The following is a 2695-nucleotide window of genomic DNA, read 5'->3' on the forward strand; positions in this document are numbered from 1 at the left end:
GAGCCACGCCCTGCGTGGCTTCGACCCGGCCTGGCACCCCGCAGCCACGCAGGGCGTGGCTCTACGGTTTGATCCAACCATCTCGAGGGGGCCGCCATGCAGGAACTCGAACAGCGTCTGCAGCAACGTTTTCCCGACTGGTTCCGCGGTCGCCGCGGGCATCTGGCGCGGCCCCTGCTGCGCGGCGTAGGGCGCTGGTCGCGGCTGGACCGGGTAGAGGACTTCCTGCGCCAGCACGCCGGGGTGCGCGGGTTTGACTTCGTGGCTGCCGGACTCGACTTCCTCGACAGCACCTACCAGGTGACCCCGGCCGAACTGGCCCGCATCCCGGCCACCGGCCGGCTGCTGATCGTGGCCAACCACCCCTCCGGGGCGCTGGATGCCCTGGCACTGCTGGATGCGGTGGGCCGGGTGCGGCGTGATGTCCGGATCGTGGCCAACGACCTGCTGGGAGCCATTGCGCCACTGCAGGACCTGCTGCTGCCGGTGCGGATGCTGGGCGGCAAGGTCCAGCGTGCCAGCCTGCAGGCCGTGGAACAGGCGCTGGCGGCCGAGCAGTGCGTGATCGTGTTCCCGGCCGGCGAGGTGTCACGGCTGTCACTGCAGGGCATCCGCGACGGGCGCTGGCAGCGGGGGTTCGTCCGTTTCGCCCGGGCGGCGGCGGCCCCGGTGCTGCCGGTGCGGGTGCAGGCGCGCAACTCGGCCCTGTTCTACGGAGCCTCCACGCTGTTCAAGCCGGCCGGTACGGCCCTGCTGGCGCGGGAGATGTTCGCGCGTCGGGGGCGGCCGCTGCGCCTGCGCATCGGTACCCCGATGACGCTGGCACCGGGTAATGCCGGGCAGCAGCTGAAAGCGGTGCGCCAGGCCCTGTATGCCCTGGGGCGTGGCGCGCAGGCCGTCCCGACCGCATCGTCGCCCGGCCCCGAGCCGTTGGCGGCCCCGATGGCCCCGGCGCAGGTCGCGCGCGCCGTCGCGGCGGCCAGCGTGCTGGGCCAGACCGGCGACGGCAAGCAGATCCTGCTGGCCCGCTGCGGCGCGGACTGTCCCCTGCTGCTGGAACTGGGACGGCTGCGCGAACTGACCTTCCGCCAGGTGGGCGAGGGTACCGGGCGCAGCCGCGACCTGGACGCCTTCGACCTGCGCTACGAACACATCGTGATCTGGGACGGGGCCGCCCAGCGCGTCGCCGGTGCATACCGGATCATGCGCGGTGCGCAGGCCCTGGCCCGCGACGGACTGGCCGGCCTCTACAGTGCCGCGCTGTTCCGCTACGCCGACGACGCCATCCCGCGCATCGCCGAAGGCCTGGAACTGGGCCGCAGCTTTGTCGTGCCCGATTACTGGGGCAGCCGCAGCCTGGACTACCTCTGGCAGGGCATCGGGGCCTACCTGCAGTGCCGCCCCGGCATCCGCTATCTGTTTGGCGCGGTCTCGATCAGCGCGGCACTGCCGCGCGAGGCCCGCGAGCAATTGGTGGCGTACTACCAGCGCTACTACGGGGCAGCGGCCGGGCTGGCCGAGTCCAACCGCCCGTTCCAGTACTTCGCTGCGCCGCCAAGTTTTGGGGAGCTCGATGCCAGCGCTGCCTTCGACGTGCTGAAAGCCAACCTCGGCGCGCTCGGTACCAGCGTGCCCACCCTGTACCGGCAGTACACCGACCTGTGCGAACCAGGCGGCGCGCGCTTTCTCGCCTTCGGGGTGGACCCGGACTTCAGCGATTCCATCGATGGGCTGATCGAAGTCGACCTGCAGGCGATCCGCCCGAACAAGCGCAAACGCTACCTGCGCCCGGCGGAGGTGCAGGCATGAAGCCGGTGACCCTGCTGCCGCCGCACCGTCGCGCGGTGTTCCTGTCCGACGTTCATCTGGGTTCACGCCACTGCCATGCCGCCGAGCTGGCGCAGTTCCTGCGTGGGCTGCGCTGCAGCCAGCTGTATCTGGTCGGCGACATCATTGATCTGTGGTGGCTGGCGCACCGGCGCGCCGCGTGGCGGCCTTCGCACAGCGCAGTGATTGAAGCGCTGCATGCGCTGCGTCGCGCGGGCACCGAAATCATCTACATCCCCGGCAACCACGACGCCTCGCTGCGGCAGATGTGCGGGTTGATGCTGCCGGCCATGCAGGTACGACGTCGCGCCATCCACACCACGGCGGACGGCCGCCGCCTGCTGGTGGTGCATGGGGACGACTACGACGGCGTCACCCATTTCGGCGGGCTGCAGGAAAAGTTTGGTGACTGGCTGTACTACCGCATTCTCACCGGCAACCATCTGCTCAATGCCGGGCGCCGGCGGCTGGGCATGCGCTACTGGTCGCTGTCCGAATTCCTGAAGCGGCAGAGCAGCGCCGCCGAGCGCTACATCGAGCGCTTCGTGCAGGCAGGGCTGGACGATGTGCGCCGACGTGGGCTGGATGGGATTGTGTGTGGGCATATCCATCGCGCGGCCTTGGTTGAGCGCGATGGCCTGGTGTATGCCAATGATGGGGATTGGGTGGAAAGCCTGACCGCGCTGGCCGAAGACCCGGATGGCACCCTGCGGCTGCTGGATCACCACGGGCAAACCCTGGCCTCGCTCGGGGAACTTCGACAAGCCGCGTAAATTCACCCTCTCGCGGTGTTGGCGATCGACGTAGAGCCACGCCCTGCGTGGCTTCGACCACGTCTGACACCGCGCGGCCACGCAGGGCGTGGCTC

At 69.8% G+C, this 2695-nt stretch carries 2 protein-coding genes; both read left to right on the forward strand.

Annotation, left to right across the window (positions count from 1 at the left end):
- The first annotated feature begins 96 nt into the window (after positions 1 to 96).
- Entirely contained in the window at positions 97 to 1809 is a 1713-nt protein-coding gene (locus tag QMX83_RS21095; RefSeq protein ID WP_282298581.1) for a lysophospholipid acyltransferase family protein, read from the forward strand.
- On the forward strand, positions 1806 to 2600 hold the full coding sequence (locus tag QMX83_RS21100) for a UDP-2,3-diacylglucosamine diphosphatase (RefSeq protein WP_282298582.1): 795 nt from the start codon (positions 1806 to 1808) through the stop codon (positions 2598 to 2600). Before QMX83_RS21095 ends, QMX83_RS21100 begins: the two co-directional genes overlap by 4 nt.
- Positions 2601 to 2695 lie beyond the last annotated feature (95 nt).

The sequence above is a fragment of the Stenotrophomonas sp. PS02289 genome (genome assembly GCF_029960115.1).
Taxonomy (GTDB): Bacteria; Pseudomonadota; Gammaproteobacteria; order Xanthomonadales; family Xanthomonadaceae; genus Stenotrophomonas.